The organism is Paraburkholderia sp. RL17-368-BIF-A (assembly GCF_046054045.1).
In the GTDB taxonomy this organism is placed as follows: Bacteria; Pseudomonadota; Gammaproteobacteria; order Burkholderiales; family Burkholderiaceae; genus Paraburkholderia; species Paraburkholderia graminis.
In genome coordinates, this window is sequence record NZ_JARESN010000001.1 from 186,718 (window position 1) to 202,436 (window position 15,719).

The following is a 15,719-nucleotide window of genomic DNA, read 5'->3' on the forward strand; positions in this document are numbered from 1 at the left end:
AGAAGCGTGTTTCATCATAGCGCCGCTCATGCGTTGCGGCTCGCGCATCGGCTGGAACGCGGCTTGCGGCGCGAAGGTGTTTTACAGCGATCTTCATTTCATCATGAAAGACTCTCTCATCTACAACCGGTTCAGTTCGAAAGTGGTCGTCGTGACAGGCGCCGGGTCCGGGATCGGCGAAGGTGCGGCGCGTCGCTTTGCCGGAGAAGGCGCGTCGGTCGTGTTGGCCGGACGCACTCACGAGAAGCTCGAGCGGGTGGCGCGCGACCTCGACGCTCAACGCACGCTCGTTCACCCCTGCGATGTCTCCAGTTACGAGGCCGCCGAGCAACTGATGGCCGCGGCAATCGCGCGCTTCGGCCGTATCGACGTGCTCGTCAATAACGCAGGAATCGCGCCGACTGACCGCATCGACGAAGCCTCGCTCGACGACTGGCGCGCGATCATGTCGACCGATCTCGACGGTGTTTTCTATTGCAGCCGCGCGGCGATTCGTCATTTGATCGACGCGCGCGGCTCGATCGTGAACGTGTCGTCGGTGTCCGGCTTGGGCGGCGATTGGGGCATGAGTTTCTACAACGCGGCCAAGGGCGCGGTCACCAATTTCACGCGGGCGCTTGCCCTGGATCACGGCCGCGACGGCGTGCGAGTCAACGCGGTCTGCCCGAGCCTGACGGCCACCGACCTCACGCAAGACATGCTCGGCGACGAAAAGCTGATGGCAAAGTTTCGCGAGCGCATTCCACTCGGCCGCGCAGCCGAGCCCGCTGACATCGCGGCGGTCATCGCTTTTCTCGCCAGCGACGACGCGCGTTTTGTGACCGGCGTGAATCTGCCCGTCGACGGCGGTCTGAGCGCGTCGAACGGCCAGCCGCCGCAAGCGTGAGCGCGACGCGTGCCTGCGCTGCTCGATGACACGCTGAATCGCGTCGTGCGGCGTTATCGCTTGCCGGCCGACGCCTGCAAATTTCCGCCGACGCCCGATGCCAGTCCTGCTGAGGCGCTCGCGATCGTCATCGAGCGGGCTCGCGAAGCCGTGGTCCGCGGCGAAGCGCCCGATGCGGAATTGAAGCGTCGTTTCATCGCAGCGCTCGCTCAGATGATTCGTGACGCGATGCGTGCCGAATCCGGCGACCCCGTTTTCCAGGCGATGGCGTTTCGTCATCGAACGGCTGAGGTGCGCGAGTACGCGTCGCTGGCAGCGCGTGCCGCGCGGGACCGCCGTACGATTCACGCGGCCGTGAACGCCATCGCTCATCCGGCGAAGCAGCAACGAACTCCGCCGGGGCGGCAACGCGACGCGCTGGCTTTGTTGCATGCGTCCGCGGCGTCGGGAGCCTGGTCGGAGTTCGACGCGACGCTGCGGCGGCTTTGCGTCGAGCATTGCTCGGGCGAGTTTCCGTTCGAACGCAGCTTGAGGCAATTGCTCGACAGTCCCGAGTTGTCACGCTTGCGGCGTCTCGAACTGCTCGCGTCCGATGATCGTGTGCGTCAATATCAGTCGCTGTGGGATCGGCATGCTCATCGTCCGGGAAGCGCGGCGGCGATTGCCCTCGGCGTTGCATCGAAAGAACGCGGCGCCCAGGTTGAAGCGTTAGCCACGCACGCGCTCGAGCTATTGGCGCGACGACTGAACGACGCGGAAGACTCGCTCGCGTCGTATTGCGTCGTCAACTCGATGCGTGTTCCGGCCGCGATGCCCGCGAGCCACGAGCGTGCAAAAACCGAGTGGGACGTCGTGCTGTTAAGACGTGCAAAGGCGAATGGCGAAGCTGCGGCCTGGGACGTATGCCTGCTCGTGGAGGCGAAGGCATCCGTTGACGCCGCGACCACCGACTTCCCGCGTCTTTTGCGCGGTGTGAATCTGCTTGCCCACGCGGATGAAAACACGGTCTACTCGTTCCTCACCCAGCAAGGCACAGTGCGTGTGCGTGGCGCTTCACTGAGCGCGCTGCGAACCGACGACGCAAGTCTCGCGAAGACTGTGCTCTATTGCTGTGACGCTCCTGCTGAAGCGAGTCCGCGTTTGCTTGGTGCCGCCGCTCGTATGCAGTTGTTGTCGGCAGAGGCCAGTCTGGTGTTTGCAAATGTTCTCGCTACCGAACACGATGCCGATTCAAGCGCTCTAGAACCAGTCTGGCAGCAGTTACTCGAATCTCCGAAATGGCATGCTCTGCTCTACCAGTATCCGACGCTGCGCCGGGTTCGCGAGCTGATGGTTCACGCGGAAGATCTTCGATCGGCGGTCATGGCGGCGCTGTATTGATGACGCCGATTCATAGCCTCAAGAAAGCACAGCAACTTAATCTAAAGAAGACTCTCGGATAAAGTGGACAGCGACGTGGACTTCCCAGGCAAAGGAGCAGCATTTGGACACGAAGGTTTGCCGAACAGTTGCACTAGCTGTTGCATTTGCAACGACTGCTCTCCCCTTTATGAGCCGTGGCGCGTCCGCATTAAAGAGCCAAACGAATCCTGCTTACGTACAGACCGCTTCAGCAAAACAAGCCGCAACCATGTCGAACAAATCAACCGCGCTGGCCCGAATCAGGCTGAGCTTCGACGGTAAGCAAGCGGAGGTCGAACTCAACGACAACCCTGCCAGCCGCGACTTTGTTTCCATGCTGCCGCTCACGCTGAATTTCCGGGACTACAACGGAGTCGAGAAAGTCGCCTATCCTCCGCGCAAGCTCTCAACCAAAGGCGCGCCGTTTGGATTGACACCCGCTGTCGGCGACTTTGCGTTGTATGCGCCGTGGGGAAACCTCGTGGCCTACTATCGCGGGTTTCGACATTCCGGCGATCTGGTTCATCTCGGTCGCTTCACTTCCGGTATAGAAGAACTGTCGAAGATGGACGGCGAATTCAGCGTCCGTATTGAAGCTGTGCAGTAGTCGGCTTTTGAACTTTCGATGCCGTTCCGTCGTTTTCTCGAACATGCACAAAGAGGCTATGGGACTCGCATCCCATAGCCTCTTTTGCTTGCGAGCGTCGGCAGATAACCGATAGACAACTATCGTCGCGCAATACAGCGATCAGTTGCAGTGCGCGTTGTCGTCGCTCTTATTCGCCGCGAGTTGACTCGACGTGCGTTCCGCTTTCGCGAGCGTCACCTTCGCGGACGCTGCGTGCGCGTCGTCCACCCAGGTCCGCGGATTCATGCGCGCGGGGTTATATCCTGCTGCCGCGTAGTCGGCAGCTTCCTGACGGACCTGCTCACGCGTCAAACCTTGAGAGGACGTTTGCGCCGAGGCGAGCATAGGCGCAGACATGGCGATTGCGATAAGAGCAAGTTTAAGTTTGCGTTTCATGGTCGTAGCTCCAGAAAGTTGGGCAAGGTTTGCCCGATAGCTTCGATGAAGCAACGGGCGTCGCTTCGGTTCATGCACACTTTAAGGATTTCTACTGATTCGATTAAGTAGACGCCTTCCATTGAGCCTATTAGTATCATTCATGAATCACGAGATCGAAGCGACGCTCGAACACGCAACGCGCTGCTCGCCCCTGGCACCGGATGTTTGCTCACAAAGAATGGATGATGCGAGATGCCTCGAGAAAACCTGAATGACATCCTTGTGTTTATCGCGGTTGCACGCGAGAAGAGCTTCACGCGTGCGGCGGCAAAACTGGGCGTTTCTCAATCGGCGTTGAGTCATACCATCCGCGATCTCGAGGCGCGACTCGGACTGCGCCTCCTCACGCGAACGACCCGAAGCGTTTCGACCACTGAAGCGGGCGAAGAACTTTTTCAGGCGGTGGCGCCGCGCATCGAGGAGATCGATGCAAGCATTGCGGCTTTATCGGATTTCAGGGACAAGCCCGCTGGGATCATTCGCATCACCGCAACGGATCATCCGGTGGAGACGGTCATCTGGCCGAAGCTGCGAAAACTTTTGCCGTCCTACCCGGATATCAAGGTCGAGGTGACCGTCGACTACGGTCTTTCGAACATCGTCGAAGAACGCTATGACATTGGCGTCCGATTCGGCGATCAGGTCGCAAAGGACATGATTGCGGTCCGTATTAGCCCGGACATTCCGATGGCTATCGTCGGCTCACCCGGCTACTTTGCAAATAGAGAACTTCCCAAAACCCCGGAAGATCTTCTCCGCCACGAATGCATTAGCTTGCGCATGACGACCACGAAGGCGCTGTACGCGTGGGAATTGAAAAAGGGAAAGAGAGAGACGCAAGTGCGCGTTGCAGGACAGGTCACCGTCAATACGCAGCCTCAAATGATCCAGGCCGCGCTGGACGGCTTTGGACTGACTTTCGTACCTGAGGACGCAGTACTCGAACACATGCGCAATGGCCATTTGCTAAGCGTTTTGAGAGACTGGTGCCCAGTCTGGCCCGGCTACCGAGCCTACTATCCGAGCCGCCGTCAGACGTCGCGTGCATTCTCGCTTGTGATCGATGCATTGAAACACCAAAGCTAAGCCGACTCCCAATTCGCCGCACCGATTGATCACAACAGCTCATAAGTCCAATCGACCGGCTTGGGTTTATCCGAACTGCCCGCGCAGCTAGAATAACTTCAATCGGTCAGGCATTCACTCGCTAACTTCAGTCTTTTTAGTCAACACGCGCCCGCTGCATTGCTTTAACGGATCGCAGCGCCGGCGACTCGCACGTCCATTCACTGCTTGAGCGCGCATCGTCGCGCCTGAACGCCGTAGTCAGGCATTGTCGACTGCCAATTCATTGGCCGGTCGCGCATTCCTTTTTATCGAAGCACGTTCAAGTACTGCAGCGAATCGGCGCGCAAGATGAACGAGGAAATCCGATGTCCACAGTGTCGAATCAATCCGCTATTTCCAGACGCCAGGTATGGAGCGCGGTCGCCTCGATGGCGATGTGCGCGGCCATGCTGATAGCGTCCGAATTCATGCCCGTTAGTCTTCTGACGCCGATTGCCTCGGACCTGCGTGCGTCAGTCGGTATGGCGGGCCAGGCCATTTCTATCTCGGGCCTCTTTGCTGTCGCGACAAGCCTGATCATTCCTTCGGTGACGAGCCGTCTCGATCGACGTCATGTGCTGGCCGGACTCGCGGGACTGATGCTGATGTCGTTGGTGCTGATCGCCGAGGCCCGCAGCTTCGAGATGTTGATGGCCGCTCGCGCGCTTCTCGGCGTGACAGTAGGCGGCTTCTGGTCGCTTGCAACCGCAACGATCATGCGACTCGTGCCCGAGGAATCGGTGCCGAAGGCGTTAGGTGTTCTTTATACGGGCAACGCCGTCGCGACGTCGTTTGCGGCACCCATTGGCAGTTACCTGGGCAGTGTCATCGGATGGCGAGGTGTGTTCTGGGCACTCGTCCCAATCGTGGCAATCAATCTGGTCATGCTGCTGGTGACGCTTCCGCCTATGAAAACCCGCGCATCGCAAGACGGCGGCGCGAACGCGCTTGCACTCCTGCGGCGCCCACATGTGTCGTTTGCAATGCTCGCCGTCATGCTGACGTTTGCCGGCGCTTTTGAGGTCTTCACGTACTTCCGGCCGTTCTTTGAAACCTACACGCACGTCGGCGTGCTACGGCTATCAGTCCTTCTGCTAGGCATGGGACTCGCCGGTTTCGCCGGCACGTACGGTGCGAGCGCACTGATCGGTAAACGCCTCTTCCATCTGTTGATGGCTTTGCCCGTTGCACTGGCCGTCGTGACGCTCATCATGCTTCCTGCGGGTCACTCGTTCGGCGCAGCGGCATTGCTGGCAATTGCGTGGGGCGCCGTTAATGCAGCCATTCCGGTCGCTTGGTCGACGTGGCTTTCAAAAGGCGTGAAGGACAAGCCGGAAAGCGGCGGAGGCTTGATGGTTGCGTCTATCCAGCTATCCATCATGGTCGGCGCGGAGCTAGGCGGCACACTACTCGATCATTATTCGATCGGCGCGACCTTCTTGTCCGGCGCGGCGCTGCTGGTTCTTTCGGCGATTGTCGTTGGCAGCGGCAGGCGTCTCAGGCCTGCGGTCTGATAGACGATGCAGACGACGCGCAGTTCGTGCGCGGCACCAGCGTCATCGCTTATCCGGCTAACGGCCATCTTACGTTTCCAGTTTGCGCGTCTGGGTCCTGCCGCGTACAGTTGATTATTCTTCTATCGGCGGCAACGAGCGGCCGCAGTCGCCCGACAAAACATTTTTCACGCTCGCCACAATATTCGCGTTCCTGAAACGTCTTCAGGCGCATGGAACCGCCACCTACCTCGCAGCCGATGACCGACCGAGACAGCGACATCACCGCGACCGTGGTGCGTGAGCGCACGAGGCTCGTCAATTTCATCCGGCGTCGAATACGCGACCCGGACGATGCCGAGGACATCCTGCAGGACGTGTTCCACGAATTCGTGCAGGCTTACCGGCTTCCCGCTCCGATCGAACAGGCCAGCGCGTGGCTTTTCCGCGCCGCGCGCAACCGCATCATCGATCGTTTTCGCAAGAAACGAGAGCAGCCGCTGACCGATCCGTTCGAGACCGACGACGACGCCGGCAGCGAATATCGCCTCGACCTCGCGCTGCCGGCGCACGATGCCGGTCCCGAAGCGCTCTACGCTCGCGCGCTATTGCTGAAGGCTTTGCAGGACGCGCTCGACGAGTTGCCGCCGAATCAACGCGACGTATTTATCGCCCACGAGCTCGAGGGGTGTTCCTTCAAGGACATGGTCGCGCAAAGCGGCGTGCCGCTTAATACGCTGCTCGCGCGCAAACGCTATGCGGTTCTCCATTTGCGCGCTCGACTGCAAGTCATTTACGACGAACTGGATCTTTAAAGGAGTCAACGGATGAAATTCCGAATCAGATGTGCCGGTAAAGCGCTGCTTGTGGTGGTCGCCATCGCCGCGCTCGGGTGGGTGGTCATGACGCTATGGAATTGGGTGATTCCTGCGCTATTCGTCGGCGCCCGTGCGATCGATTTCGCTCATGCGTTGGGCTTGCTGGTCTTGAGCCGCATTCTCTTTGGCGGATTCCGCGGACATGGCGGCTGGCGCGAACGGCGTCACTGGCGCAAATGGGAAGCGATGACGCCCGAGGAACGCGAGCATTTGCAGACGGCGTGGCGCTCACGCCATGCCCCGCGCAAGGAGGATTGAATATGCGCGAGAACGCGGTGCGCGACTGCAAACAGGAGCCGGGCGTGATTGCGCCTGTCGTCGATCTCAAACGTTGCGAAGGCAAAGGCGATTGCGTGAACGTTTGCCCGGAAAATGTGTTTGAGATCCGGCGTATCGATGAGGCCGATTATCTCAGCCTCGGTTTGATGCATCGCCTGAAGCAGCGCGTGCATGGAATGAAGGCCGCCTACACGCCGAATGCGGACGCCTGCCGCTCGTGCGGTCTTTGCGTGACGGCATGCCCTGAACGCGCGATCAAGCTCGCCAGAACGGCATAGCGCATATGAGTCCATCAACCACAGTGCTTTTGCGCGAGCTTCACGAGCAGAGCCAGTCAGAAGTGATAGCCCGCGCTTGCGCGCAGTTTCATGGATCGAGCGAGGAGTTTCTGACTCTCGCCGACGAATACGAAACGCTCGCACCCAGATTGCGTGGCCGGTTTCTCGAAACGCTCGGGCTATCCAGCGAAGATTTCGAGTCCTCGCAAGGCACGCCTCTTTCGCTGGCCGTCTCGGCGGAGACGGGACGGTTCCTGCGCAACATGGTGCTGTCGCACAAACCGGCTCGAATCCTAGAACTCGGTAGTTCGTGCGGTGTGTCCACGTTGTATCTCGCCGAGGCTCTTCGCACGTCAGGCAGCGGCATCGTTGTGGCGACTGAAGTCGATCCGCTGAAGTGCGTACGTCTTCGGGACAACATCACGACGGCGGGCGTCGATGCTTATGTCGATCTGCGGGAAGGCGATGTGTTCCAGACCGTCACCGAGCTGGACGGCACGTTCGACATGGTGTTCATCGACGTATGGGCCAACGCCTATCTGGATCTGTTCAAACGGATCGAACACCTGCTGCGCCCCGGATCGATCGTTCTCGCCGACAACATGTACACAGCCGAAGACGCGGTTCGGCCGTACAAGCAATATCTCGATGCGGACCCGCGCTTCTCGAGCACGACCTTGGGCTTTGAATCGGGGATCGAGTTTACGGTCGTGGTTTGCTGAATGAATCGGGAGTGCGCTCGCGTTCTTGCGCCATGCAATCGGGATGATTCCAATGCGCCGTGATTGATCGCTGCTTGTATGAAGGCGCCCGGTCTCAGCCGGAGATGGAAGCAGAGAGTCCGTGAGCAAACGCGTCCGGTGAAGTGAAGCCTCTCACCTGCGTCGCTGGATAGTTGCCAGGGCCAGCCCCGCTCCTGCGAACGCGCATGCGGCGGACACCAGCGCGACTGCGCGCAGCGCGGCAACGATGGCGTCGGCTTCCGCTTGCGCCGTCGGCGCCGTCGGCGTCTGCGGCGTCTGCGGCGGCGTATGTGCATCGCCCGCTTGCGCACCGGCTGCCGCGTTCAACCCCGATAACTGTGCGCTCTGGCGTGCATCGTGAGGAACGTGCAGTGCGTCCAGCCGCGCGGACAGCGCCGCGTCGTGCGACCACACAAACACGATGCCGAGTACCGCAACCGCCAGCAGGCTCGCCACGCGTGCCACCGCGTTGTTGATGCCGGACGCCACGCCCGTGCGATGAGCCGGCACTGAGCCCATCACGGTCGTCGTGAGCGGTGCCACGGTGATCGTCATGCCGAGCCCGAGCACGGCGAGCGCAGGGAAAAATCCGGCCCAATAGCTGCCGCGCACGAACGGCATCGCGAGCATCGCAAAGCCGATTGCGGCGATGGCCGGGCCAACGCTCAATAGGACCCGCGAGCCGAAGCGGGTCGTCAGGCCGCCGGTCAAGCGCGACAACGAGCCGATGATGACCGGCACCGGCAGCAGCGCCGCGCCCGCTTCGGTCGCGGTGTAGCCATGTGCGCGGATCAGCGTGAACGGCAGGAAGAAAAACACGCCGCCCATACCGAAGTAAAGCAGCAGCGTGACGAGATTGGCGCCGGTGAAATCGCGCGAGCGGAACACCTCGAGCGGCATCATCGGGTCACGGCTCTTAGCTTCGATCATCAGGAATGCGGCCAGCACGAGCGTGCCAACGCCGATCGCGCACAATACGAGCGCATGCGCGAAGCCACGCGCCGACGCCTCGGTCAGGCCATAGGTCAATGCCGCGAGCCCCGCTGCCGCACTCAACGCGCCTGGCCAGTCCAATTGTTGAGGCGCATCCGGCGTGTGGCTGTTCGGCACCGACGAAACCGCGAGCGCAATCGTCGCCGCTGCAAGCGGGACGTTGAGAAAGAAGATCGCGCGCCAGGAGAATGCGTCGACGAGCAGGCCGCCGGCCACTGGCCCGAGCGCCGACGTAATCGCGCCGACACCCGCCCAGGTGCCGATCGCCCGTCCGCGCTCTTCGCCGTCGAAGATCGCGCCGATGATCGCAAGACTGCCGGGCACAAAGAGCGCCGCGCCTATGCCCTGCACCGCACGTCCGGCGATCAGCGAGCCCGCGTTCGGCGCGAGCCCACAAGCGGCCGACGCGAGCGTGAAAACCGCGATGCCCGCGATGAACACCGTGCGATGGCCGAGTTTGTCGCCCATCGATCCGCCCACCAGTACGAGCGATCCGAGAAACAGAAGGTAGGCATTGATGATCCACTGCATCGCCGCGACGCTCGCGCCGAGCTCGCTCTGAATGGCGGGCAACGCGACGTTGACGACGGAGCCGTCGATAAACGCCATGCTCGAGCCGAGGATCGTCGCGGCGAGCGCCAGACGCTTGCGCCGGCACGGGCTGTCGAGTGCGGTGGGCTGCATGCGGATGATGAGTTCGTCGCACGGGCTCGCTTGCGCAGCGACAACCTGCGCGCGGTGTGGGTCGCTATGAACGCGCTGGTCGGCCATGCTCGCTCCAGTGCCGGTCGATGGTGACTAGCATAGCAACTGGGGCGCGGGAGTGCAGATGTGGGTGCTGGTGGGCTTGCGCGCCGCGCCACGGCCAAGAAAAAACCCGCAGAGCCAATAGCTGTGCGGGTTTTCGGATACTGCGGCAGAACACTACGGAACTGCGTGGAAGCAGGTCGCGAAACGAATGGTGGGTGCTGAGAGGCTCGAACTCCCGACCTACGCCTTGTAAGGGCGCCGCTCTACCAACTGAGCTAAGCACCCGTTTCGCAGACTTCTGATGCTGCTGCCTCGCTGTTGCCTTTGCTGAAGCAGTAAGCCCGTTAGTTTAGCGCATCCTTTAGGGCTTTGCCAGGCCTAAATTTAGGCACTTTTGCCGCCTTGATCTTGATCGCGTCGCCGGTGCGCGGATTGCGTCCCGTGCGCGCCGTACGCTTGCCGACGGCGAACGTGCCGAAGCCGACTAGCGTCACCGAACCGCCTTTCTTCAGCGTGCCTTTTACACCGCCGATCACTGCGTCCAGCGCGCGGCCGGCCGCAGCCTTGGAAATTTCCGCCTGCTGCGCAATGTGGTCGATCAATTCCGTCTTGTTCATCCTACCCCCGCGAATGTTTTAGAAGCGAAACGGCGCGTGCAGCGCCTGACATCGTGTGGCCGGCGCAACGCCGGGCCGAGTCATTAGAATTGGCCGAAACCGCCGTGTCAACCGGGGTTGAGCCTGATTTTGCAGAGATTCGAACGGACTCGCTTCTCGCCGCGATGCTTGCGCCTTTCGATGCGCGCACAACCAGTTTACAGCCTCACATTTCATTGCCCAAATGAAGACCGTGTCGCTACAACTTTCTTTGCACTCGAAAGAAAACAGGCAATAAAAAACCCGCGGCGATAAGGCCGCGGGTTTTGTGCAGCGAAACTACCGCTGAAGGTTTAGTGCTTCACGACTTCGGTTGCGCCGGAGTCCTTGCCGGGTTCGGCAGCGACCGGCGACGCAGGCTTCGCCTCTTCTTCCGGCAACGCTTCAGGCACACGTTCGAGCGCCAGTTCGAGCACCTTGTCGATCCAGCGGACCGGCACGATTTCGATTGCGTTCTTCACGTTGTCCGGAATCTCCGTCAAGTCCTTGACGTTTTCTTCCGGGATCAGCACGAGCTTGATGCCGCCGCGATGCGCTGCCAGCAGCTTCTCCTTCAGACCGCCGATCGGCAGCACTTCGCCACGCAACGTGATTTCACCCGTCATCGCGACATCGGCACGCACCGGAATACCGGTCAGCACCGACACCAGCGCGGTGGTCATCGCGATACCGGCCGAAGGACCGTCTTTCGGCGTGGCGCCTTCAGGCACGTGGATGTGAATGTCCTGCTTCTCGAACGCTTCGTCCTTGACACCGAGACGACGCGAACGCGAACGCACAACCGAGCGCGCTGCCTCGACCGATTCCTTCATCACGTCGCCGAGCGAACCCGTGCGGATCACATTGCCCTTGCCCGGCATCACGGCGGCTTCGATGGTCAGCAGATCGCCGCCCACTTCCGTCCACGCGAGACCCGTGACCTGGCCAACCTGATTTTCCTTCGCGGCCAGACCGAAGTCGTACTTGCGCACGCCGAGGAACGTGTCGAGGTTGCTGCCGTCGACCTTCACCGCGCCTTCCGCCTTCTTCAGCAGAAGCATCTTCACGACCTTGCGGCAGATCTTCGAAATTTCACGCTCGAGCGAACGCACGCCCGCTTCACGCGTGTAGTAACGAATGATGTCGCGGATCGCCGTTTCCGTCACATCGACCTCGCCATCCTTGAGGCCGTTGTTCTTCTTCTGCTTGGGCAAAAGATAACGTTGCGCGATGCTGACCTTCTCGTCTTCCGTGTAACCCGACAGACGGATCACTTCCATCCGGTCGAGCAACGGCGGCGGAATATTCAGCGAGTTCGACGTCGCCACGAACATCACGTCCGACAGATCGAAGTCGACTTCGACGTAGTGATCGGCGAACGTATGGTTCTGTTCCGGATCGAGCACTTCGAGCAATGCCGACGACGGATCGCCGCGGAAGTCCTGGCCCATCTTGTCGACTTCGTCGAGCAGGAAGAGCGGATTGCGCACGCCGACCTTGGTCAGGCTTTGCAGAATCTTGCCCGGCATGGAACCGATATACGTACGACGGTGACCGCGAATCTCGGCTTCGTCACGTACGCCGCCGAGCGCCATGCGCACGAACTTGCGGTTCGTGGCGCGAGCGATCGACTGGCCCAGCGACGTCTTACCGACACCCGGAGGCCCAACGAGGCACAGAATCGGCGCTTTCACCTTGTCGACACGTTGCTGGACCGCGAGATACTCGAGAATGCGTTCCTTCACTTTCTCGAGACCGAAGTGGTCTTCGTCGAGCACGCGTTCCGCATTCGAGAGGTCGTTGTTGACCTTGCTCTTCTTGCGCCACGGCAAGCCGATCAGCGTGTCGATATAGTTGCGCACGACGGTGGCTTCAGCCGACATAGGCGACATCAGCTTGAGCTTTTTGAGCTCGGCGTCGGCCTTCTTCTTGGCTTCCTTCGGCATGCGGGCAGCCGTGATGCGCTTCTCGAGTTCCTCGAGATCCGCACCTTCCTCGCCTTCGCCGAGTTCCTTCTGGATCGCCTTGACCTGTTCGTTCAGGTAGTACTCGCGCTGGCTCTTCTCCATCTGGCGCTTCACGCGCCCACGGATGCGCTTTTCGACCTGCAGGATGTCGATCTCGGCTTCGAGCTGCGCGAGCAGATGCTCGAGACGCTCGATGACCGGGAACATCTCAAGGATGTGCTGCTTCTGGTCGAGCTTCAGCGGCAAATGTGCCGCGATGGTATCGGCCAGACGCCCGGCTTCGTCGATACCCGACAGCGACGTCAGAATCTCCGGCGGAATCTTCTTGTTCAGCTTCACATACTGATCGAACTGCGACACGATCGCGCGGCGCAGCGCTTCAGTTTCAGCGCTGTCGGCGTGGTCGGGTTCGAGCGGCATGACTTCGCACGAGAACTGCGTTTCCTGTTCTTCGATGGAAAGCGTTTTCGCGCGCTGCAAACCCTCGACGAGCACCTTAACGGTGCCATCGGGCAGCTTGAGCATTTGCAGGATGTTGGCAACACACCCTACTTCGTACATGTCCTTTTCGGTCGGCTCATCTTTCGCAGCCGTTTTCTGGGCGACGAGCATGATGTGCTTGCCGCCTTCCATCGCTGCCTCGAGAGCCTTGATCGACTTCGGGCGGCCTACGAAGAGCGGAATCACCATGTGCGGGAAAACGACTACGTCACGCAGCGGGAGCAGCGGGAGCGTAATGCGTTCCTGCGGAAGGAGTTGGGTTCCTGACATTTCATTTCCCCATGAGTGGAATCAGTTCGTTCGATAGGTGAGGCCGGCAGAAAATATTGCAAGCCTCCGCGTGTGGGAAAAGTTCAGTGACTCCGAAGGTTCAGTGACTCCATTGTGAAAACAATCTTTCTGACCACACGATAAACGAAAAAGCCGTTCACGTCGCCATGAACGGCTTTTTGCGGTATCCGAAGCCGATCAGTTCGAACCCGCGACTTTGGGCGCGTCTTCGTAGATCAGTAACGGTTTGCCGTCGCCGTCGATCACATTGTCGTCGATGATGACCTTGCTGACACCTTTCATTTGCGGCAGATCGTACATCACGTCCAGCAACGCCTGTTCCAGGATAGAGCGCAGTCCGCGCGCGCCCGTCTTACGACGGATCGCCTTGCGCGCCACAGCCTGCAACGCGGCCGGACGAATTTCGAGTTCGACCCGTTCCATGTTGAAGAGCTTGTGGTACTGCTTCACCAGCGCATTCTTCGGTTCGACGAGAATTTTCATCAGCGCCGCTTCGTCGAGCTTGCCGAGCGTGGCGACCACCGGCAGACGGCCGATCAGTTCGGGAATCAAACCGAACTTGATCAGATCTTCCGGTTCCACTTCGCGCAGCACTTCGCCGGCGTCGCGATCCTGCTTGCTCTTCACGCTCGCGCCAAAGCCAATGCCGGTCTTTTCAGTACGATCGACGATGACTTTTTCGAGGCCGTCAAATGCGCCGCCGCAGATGAACAGAATGTTGGTCGTATCGACCTGGATGAAGTCCTGATTCGGATGCTTGCGGCCACCTTGCGGCGGCACCGACGCCATCGTGCCTTCGACCAGCTTCAGCAACGCCTGCTGCACGCCCTCGCCCGACACGTCGCGGGTAATGGACGGGTTATCCGACTTGCGGCTGATCTTGTCGATTTCGTCGATATAGACAATGCCGCGCTGGGCCTTGTCGACTTCGTAATTGCAGTTCTGAAGCAGCTTCTGGATGATGTTCTCGACGTCTTCACCCACGTAACCCGCTTCGGTGAGCGTGGTTGCGTCCGCAATGACAAAGGGAACGTTCAGAAGACGCGCGAGCGTTTGCGCGAGCAAGGTCTTGCCGGAACCGGTCGGGCCGATCAGCAGGATGTTGCTCTTGGACAGCTCGATCTCGTCTTTCTTGTCGAGATGCTTCAGGCGCTTGTAGTGGTTGTACACCGCGACCGCGAGAATTTTCTTCGCGCGTTCCTGACCGATCACATACTGGTCGAGGATTTCACGGATTTCCTGCGGACTCGGCAGATCGGACTTGGACAAGCCCGCCTCGATACCCGCGCCTGCTGCTTCGTCGCGAATGATTTCGTTGCACAGGTCGATACATTCATCGCAGATGAACACCGACGGGCCGGCAATCAGTTTCTTGACTTCATGCTGGCTCTTGCCGCAAAACGAGCAATACAACAGCTTTTCGCTGTTAGAACCTTTCTTGTCCGCCATAGATGTGTGAGCCTCCGGACACTCGATTACATGATACGCCGTTTGCCCCAGCCTCGCAGTTGGGCGCGGCGGGGCTGAGCAAGGTGACGGCGTTTGCCGCAGGCGCTCGGACGAGTCTTGATTATTTCACAACCGATCAGGCGCCGGATTTGCCCCGAATTAGGGCAAATCCGTACCCGATCAAGGACGCTTGTGGGCTACCTGATCGACCAGACCGTACGCTTGCGCGTCGTCGCCGGACATGAAGTTGTCACGGTCGGTGTCGCGCGCAATACGCTCGACCGGCTGGCCGGTGTGGTGCGCCAGCAGATGATTCAGCCGCTCCTTCAGGTAAAGGATTTCCCGAGCCTGAATTTCGATGTCCGACGCCTGACCGCGCGCGCCGCCAAGCGGCTGGTGAATCATCACGCGCGAGTTCGGCAGCGCGAAGCGCTTGCCCTTCGCGCCTGCTGCCAGCAGGAACGCGCCCATGCTCGCCGCAAGCCCCATGCACAGCGTGGAGACGTCCGGCTTGATGAACTGCATCGTGTCGTAGATCGCCATGCCCGCCGAAACCGATCCGCCCGGGCTGTTGATATAGAAGTAGATGTCCTTGTCCGGATTCTCGCTCTCGAGGAACAGCATTTGTGCGACGACGAGATTGGCCGTCTGATCGTTCACCTCGCCGACCAGGAACACAATGCGTTCCTTCAGAAGACGCGAGTAGATGTCATACGAGCGCTCGCCCCGACCGCTCGTTTCCACGACGATCGGCACCAGTCCGAGCGCCTGCGCTTCGAGATCCCGGGACGACTGGGAGGTCAACGTGTCCAGCATTTGGGCGCGAAAGGTCATGCAATGGATCCTTGTCTGGAAATATTCTAAATATTTGATGCTAGACAGGTGTGGTCGACCAGCCCGTATTCAAGTGCGCGCCGACTGCACGACAGGCAGTACAAAAATGCCGCACAAAAAAACGGCGTGCGGGCCGTCGCTCCGACAGCCGGCACGCCGTTGCAGCGA

At 60.1% G+C, this 15,719-nt stretch carries 15 protein-coding genes and 1 tRNA gene; 9 read left to right on the plus strand and 7 right to left on the minus strand.

All coding sequences use genetic code 11. The features are described from left to right. The first annotated feature begins 103 nt into the window (after positions 1-103). From budC to P0D87_RS00790, 3 genes are all read left to right on the plus strand, one after another. Positions 104-886, plus strand: a complete 783-nt coding sequence (gene budC / locus P0D87_RS00780) for a meso-2,3-butanediol dehydrogenase (protein WP_053859020.1) — start codon at positions 104-106, stop codon at positions 884-886. 9 nt (positions 887-895) lie between these two features. Next, positions 896-2,266 (plus strand): hypothetical protein, encoded by a 1,371-nt coding sequence (locus P0D87_RS00785; protein ID WP_053858064.1) that lies wholly within the window; start codon positions 896-898, stop codon positions 2,264-2,266. Positions 2,267-2,369: 103 nt separating this feature from the next. Beyond that, positions 2,370-2,894: a cyclophilin-like fold protein gene (locus P0D87_RS00790; RefSeq protein ID WP_321175801.1), complete on the plus strand. Its 525-nt coding sequence runs from the start codon at positions 2,370-2,372 to the stop codon at positions 2,892-2,894. 141 nt (positions 2,895-3,035) lie between these two features. Here P0D87_RS00790 and P0D87_RS00795 read toward each other — a convergent pair whose 3' ends face one another. Next, positions 3,036-3,311 carry a DUF4148 domain-containing protein gene (locus P0D87_RS00795; RefSeq protein WP_053858062.1) on the minus strand — a complete coding sequence of 92 codons (276 nt, stop codon included), beginning with the start codon at positions 3,309-3,311 and terminating at the stop codon, positions 3,036-3,038. 234 nt (positions 3,312-3,545) lie between these two features. Between P0D87_RS00795 and P0D87_RS00800 the strand changes: the two genes are divergently transcribed. The 6 genes from P0D87_RS00800 (at position 3,546) to P0D87_RS00825 (ending at position 8,110) form a co-directional block, all read left to right on the plus strand. Next, on the plus strand, positions 3,546-4,439 hold the full coding sequence (locus tag P0D87_RS00800; RefSeq protein ID WP_053858061.1) for a LysR family transcriptional regulator: 894 nt from the start codon (positions 3,546-3,548) through the stop codon (positions 4,437-4,439). Between the two features lie 347 nt (positions 4,440-4,786). Then, complete coding sequence (locus P0D87_RS00805) at positions 4,787-5,974, plus strand: MFS transporter (protein WP_006048936.1); 1,188 nt, start codon at positions 4,787-4,789, stop codon at positions 5,972-5,974. Positions 5,975-6,186: 212 nt separating this feature from the next. Next, complete coding sequence (locus tag P0D87_RS00810; protein WP_171799838.1) at positions 6,187-6,768, plus strand: RNA polymerase sigma factor; 582 nt, start codon at positions 6,187-6,189, stop codon at positions 6,766-6,768. A 12-nt stretch (positions 6,769-6,780) separates the two neighbouring features. Beyond that, positions 6,781-7,089: a hypothetical protein gene (locus P0D87_RS00815; RefSeq protein WP_053858059.1), complete on the plus strand. Its 309-nt coding sequence runs from the start codon at positions 6,781-6,783 to the stop codon at positions 7,087-7,089. Positions 7,090-7,091: 2 nt separating this feature from the next. Next, positions 7,092-7,388 carry a 4Fe-4S dicluster domain-containing protein gene (locus tag P0D87_RS00820; protein ID WP_053858058.1) on the plus strand — a complete coding sequence of 99 codons (297 nt, stop codon included), beginning with the start codon at positions 7,092-7,094 and terminating at the stop codon, positions 7,386-7,388. A gap of 5 nt (positions 7,389-7,393) precedes the next feature. Then, complete coding sequence (locus tag P0D87_RS00825) at positions 7,394-8,110, plus strand: O-methyltransferase (protein ID WP_053858057.1); 717 nt, start codon at positions 7,394-7,396, stop codon at positions 8,108-8,110. 153 nt (positions 8,111-8,263) lie between these two features. On the opposite strand, the gene P0D87_RS00830 is transcribed toward P0D87_RS00825, so the two are convergent. From P0D87_RS00830 to clpP, 6 genes are all read right to left on the minus strand, one after another. Beyond that, on the minus strand, positions 8,264-9,895 hold the full coding sequence (locus P0D87_RS00830) for an MFS transporter (protein ID WP_053858056.1): 1,632 nt from the start codon (positions 9,893-9,895) through the stop codon (positions 8,264-8,266). A 188-nt stretch (positions 9,896-10,083) separates the two neighbouring features. Next, positions 10,084-10,159 (minus strand) — tRNA-Val (locus P0D87_RS00835). A 59-nt stretch (positions 10,160-10,218) separates the two neighbouring features. Beyond that, positions 10,219-10,491: an HU family DNA-binding protein gene (locus P0D87_RS00840; RefSeq protein ID WP_006048930.1), complete on the minus strand. Its 273-nt coding sequence runs from the start codon at positions 10,489-10,491 to the stop codon at positions 10,219-10,221. A 332-nt stretch (positions 10,492-10,823) separates the two neighbouring features. Next, positions 10,824-13,247, minus strand: coding sequence for an endopeptidase La (gene lon, locus P0D87_RS00845; protein WP_006048929.1), 2,424 nt, complete (start codon positions 13,245-13,247; stop codon positions 10,824-10,826). Between the two features lie 198 nt (positions 13,248-13,445). Continuing rightward, complete coding sequence (clpX, locus tag P0D87_RS00850; protein WP_006048928.1) at positions 13,446-14,717, minus strand: ATP-dependent Clp protease ATP-binding subunit ClpX; 1,272 nt, start codon at positions 14,715-14,717, stop codon at positions 13,446-13,448. A gap of 180 nt (positions 14,718-14,897) precedes the next feature. Further along, positions 14,898-15,551, minus strand: a complete 654-nt coding sequence (gene clpP, locus P0D87_RS00855) for an ATP-dependent Clp endopeptidase proteolytic subunit ClpP (RefSeq protein ID WP_006048927.1) — start codon at positions 15,549-15,551, stop codon at positions 14,898-14,900. Between the last annotated feature and the right edge of the window lie 168 nt (positions 15,552-15,719).